The 4,531-nt window shown below is 65.4% G+C and carries 2 protein-coding genes; one reads left to right on the forward strand and one right to left on the reverse strand.

What is annotated here, in order from left to right; genetic code table 11:
- The coding region (locus ACK4IU_RS18410; RefSeq protein WP_409738248.1) for a phage portal protein at nucleotides 1-1,335 on the reverse strand (1,335 nt) is incomplete at its 3' end.
- Nucleotides 1,336-1,524: 189 nt separating this feature from the next.
- Between ACK4IU_RS18410 and ACK4IU_RS18415 the strand changes: the two genes are divergently transcribed.
- Nucleotides 1,525-4,531 (forward strand): type ISP restriction/modification enzyme (locus ACK4IU_RS18415; RefSeq protein ID WP_409738250.1); only part of this gene is annotated, 3,007 nt, incomplete at its 3' end.

Below are 4,531 nucleotides of genomic sequence, written 5' to 3' on the forward strand. Positions count from 1 at the left end.
GCGGTCCGCGGCGATCTCCGCATCCACCTGCTCGGCGTCGTAGCCGCGCTCGGAGATCGCCTGGGACCGGCTCTTGAGCCCCGCGCCGATCGCCATGATCTCGGCCTGCACGTCCTTCATCGGATCGACGTAGTCGAACTTCGGCGGCAGCCATTCGCATCCGAGATAGGCGTCCGGGTTCCGGTCGAAGTCCCGCGCGGGCAGATCGCCGGTCAGCACCGCCAGCCGCACGAACCGCTCCCAGACCGGACGGCAGAACAGATGCACCACAACGTTGTGCTGCAGTTGCTCGACGCGGCGGCGGAACTCGATGAGGCCCGCCCGGATCGAGGAATAGGTGACTCCTTCCAGGTCGCCCGAGACCAGCTCGTAGGGCAAGCCGAGCCCGGCCGCGACGGCGCGCAGGTGGTTCTTCACGAAAGGCGCATAGGCGTCGTGCTCGGTGGGGTTGGAGAACCGGATGTCGGTGCCGGGCGGCAGGGGGATCAGGCTGCCGGGCTCCATGCCGACAGTCAGGGCGCCGCCGCTGTTGGTGCCCGAGAGCCCGCCCGCCGTGCCGTCGGGATCGGTGATGAAGCCGGTGAACAGCGCCGCCACCTTGGCCTTCACCAGCGCCGCGTCCTCGAACTGGTCGAGCTCGTGCAGCCGCAGCAGCACGGGCGCGAGCCAGGTAATTCCGCGCAACTGACCCGCGGCGAGCGGCTTGAACAGGTGCAAACAATCGGCGGCGGGGACGCGGAGCGGGTCCATGCGGAGAGACCCCAGCGGATCGCCCGGGCGGGAGGACAACACCCGGTAGGCGACCCGGCGACCGGCGGCATCGAACTCGATGCCCGCGCGGATCCGCGCCCCGCCGCCGATCTCGCGGTGCAGGTCCATGGGAACCTGCTCGCGATCCAGAAGCTCGAGGTGGAGGGGGATTACGGCATCGCTGGCTACGCGGAGCCGGGCGAAGCTCTCGCCGCTCTCGACCATCGCGCGCACGGCCATGGCCTGCAGCCCGTAGAAATCGGCCAGCCCATCCGGGGTGGCGTGGTCGGTCCAGCGCAGCCAGAGCGCCTGCAGCCGCTCGCGCACCGCCCGGTCGGGATGGCTGGACTGCGGCTTGATCCCGGCGCCCACGACATTGCCGACCAGGCTGTCCACCGCCGCCGCGACCCACGGGTTGTTCCGCGCATACCATCCGGCCCGCCGCGCCGCAGTGGTCGCGCCCGCCAGGATCGCGGCGTTCAGCCCGTCGACCGTCCGCGCCCCCTCCCAACGCCGCCCGCCACCCGCAGCATCGAAGCCGCGAGCGCGCGCGAGGCCGAGAAGGCGATGGAGGAAGGTCCGCATGCCCGCGAGTCTCGCGCGGCCGATGTCAGATGCCTATTCAGAACGTTTGGGAATCGTTGAAAAGGCTCGCAAATCACTGAGACCACGGATAGATTCGGTCGTGTGACGGTTGAGTGCGAAAGGCCGCGCCGATTTGGAGAGAAGATAGTGTCGCCCGTTGAAACTGCTGTTCGTACCTATTTCCAGCGCATGGCCGAGATCCGTAGCACGGGCGGCGCTACCAGCGAGACGTCTTACTACTCGGCGCTGGAGAACCTGCTGAACGAGCTTGGCAAGCTTCTCGACCCGCAGGTGATCTGCAACGGACAACTGCGGAACCAGGGCGCAGGTCACCCGGATTTCGGACTGTACAGCAGGAAGCAGTGCAGCAAGGGTGCGCCAAAACCGGGTCAGGGGGAGATCCCTGAGCGCGGCGTCATCGAGGTCAAGCCCCTCGCGGACAAGAACTGGCAGACTGCCAAGGGGAAGCAGGCAACCAAATATTTCGACCGGTATCGGCTGGTGCTCGTTACCAACTACCGCGAGTTTCGCCTGATCGGGGAAGATGACGCCGGGAAGCCGGTCGAACGCGAGTTCTTCAGTCTGGCAGTGGACGAGCCGAGCTTCTGGTCGATGGCCGCGCACCCGGTGAAATCGGCCAAGGAGCAGGGAACGCATCTGGGCGAGTTCCTGCGGCGCGTCATGATGAACGCCGCGCCTCTGACGCGGCCCGAGGACATTGCGTGGTTCCTCGCGTCCTATGCGCGCGATGCGCTGGCGACGCTGGAGGAAAAGGACGGGAAGACGCTCGCGCCGCTGCGCACCGCTCTCGAAACCGCGCTCGGCATCAAGTTCGAGGGCGAGAAGGGTGAGCACTTCTTCCGGTCCACCCTCGTCCAGACGCTGTTCTATGGCGTCTTCTCCGCTTGGGTGATCTGGGCCAGGGGCGGCGGCTCGGGCAAGTTCGACTGGAAGTCGGCGGGCTACATCATGACCGTGCCGATGATCCGCTCGCTGTTCGAGGAGGTAGCGAAGCCGAGCCGCCTCGCCCCGCTCGGATTGATGGGCGTTCTCGACCGAACCGGCGAGGCGCTGAACCGCGTCGACCGAACTGCCTTCTTCAAGACCTTCGACAGCGGCGAGGCGGTCCAGCACTTCTACGAGCCGTTCCTCGAGGCGTTCGACCCCGATCTGCGCAAGGAGATGGGGGTCTGGTACACGCCCCGCGAGATTGTCCGCTACATGGTCGAGCGGGTGGACACCGTTCTGCGTACCGAGCTCGGCATCGCAGACGGGCTGGCCGACAAGAATGTCTACGTCCTCGACCCCTGCTGCGGCACCGGCGCCTATGTCGTGGAGGTGCTGCGTAAGATCGAGGAGACGCTCCGCGCCAAGGGCGAGGACGCGCTGATCGGTCAGGATGTTCAGGAAGCGGCCCGCGAGCGCGTGTTCGGCTTCGAGATCATGTCGGCGCCCTTTGTCATCGCGCACTGGCAGGTGGGCAACCTGCTCGCCGGGTTGGGCGCGCCCGTTGACCCGGCAAAGGGCGAGCGACCGGCCATCTACCTGACGAACGCGCTGACCGGATGGGAGCCGCCCGCGGGGCCCAAAGCAACGTTGCCTCTGTTCCCCGAACTGGAACAGGAGCGCGACCAGGCCGAGCATGTGAAACGCGACGTGCCGATCCTCGTGGTCATCGGCAATCCGCCCTACAACGCGTTTGCCGGGACCAGTCCGGAGGAGGAAGCAGGGCTCGTAGAGCCCTATAAAGAAGGCCTGCAATCGAAATGGAAGATCAAGAAGTTCAATCTCGATGAGTTCTATGTCCGTTTCCTGCGCATCGCTGAACGCAGGATCGCTGCCACCGGCCGTGGTCTTATCTGCTACATTTCGAGCTACTCCTACTTGGGTGACCCATCCTTTGTCGTTGCGCGTGAGAGCCTACTGAAGCAGTTCGACCGCATTTGGATTGACTCGCTGAATGGGGACTCTCGAGAGACCGGGAAACGAACGCCCTCCGGTGATCCTGACCCCTCGGTATTCTCAACACCCTACAATCGAGCGGGAATACGCTTGGGGACAGCAGTAGGCCTGTTCTTGAAGCGTTCCGAGCCGTCTGAAGCTACTGTGGTCACCTACCGCGACTTCTGGGGCACATCGAAACGCCAAGAACTCATCGACAGCCTCGCTGTCACACCCTTCGATGACCAATACGAGGTTGCGGACCCTCAACCGTGGAACCGGCTGTCTTTCCGGCCGCGCGACGTGGGCAGCACCTATCTGGCTTGGCCGAGGTTGCCCGATCTGGCTGTCCTCGAGCCGATCAACGGACTGATGGAAAAGCGCGGCGGGGCCCTGATCGACATCGACCGCGCCGCCCTCGCCGCGCGCATGACGACCTATTTCGACAAGGGAATCGACTGGCCGGCATTCGAACTGATGGGGCACCCGCTGGCCAAGGATGCCGCCCGCTACAAGGCCAAGGAGGCTCGCACCAAGGCGCTCGCCGCCGCTGCGTTCGAGGACAAGAAGATCGTCCGCTACGTCGTGCGTCCCTTCGATGTGCGGCATGCCTACTTCACCGACGTGCGTCCCATCTGGAACGAGCCGCGTCCGCAGCTCTGGACGCAGTTCTCCGGTGGAAACGAGTTCCTGATGTCCCGGCCTTCGGGAGTTGCGGACCCCGAGGGGCCGCCAGTCTTCTTCACGCGCTGTCTCGGCGACAACGATGCGCAGCGTGGGCACTCCTATTACTTCCCCGTTCAGAAGCACGACCCGGCGCACGGTATGCTGGCCGGTGCGACGGCGGCGAACCTTTCCGCGCACGCGCGCTCCTGGCTGTCACATCTGGGACTCCCGGATCCCGACACGGATGCCGACGCAGCAGCAGCACCATGGCGTCATGCCCTCGCGATCACCTATTCGCCGCAGTATCTGGGCGACAACGCCGACGGCGTCGCCATCGACTGGCCTCGCGTGCCACTGCCGAACGAACGCACGCTGCTCGACACCTCGGTCGCCCTCGGTGCGAAGGTTGCAGCGTTGCTAGATACCGAGGTCGATGTGCCCGGGGTTACCAGCGGCAGCGTTGCCGAACATCTGCGCGTTCTTGGCGGCATTTCGGCAACCGACCTTCGGGTGACGGCAGGATGGGGTAGCCGCGACAGCAAGGGCCGGATCAATCCCGGCCGTGGGAAGACCGAAACGCGGGATTGGA

This window comes from Tabrizicola flagellatus, assembly GCF_046295235.1.
GTDB lineage: Bacteria > Pseudomonadota > Alphaproteobacteria > Rhodobacterales > Rhodobacteraceae > Tabrizicola > Tabrizicola flagellata_A.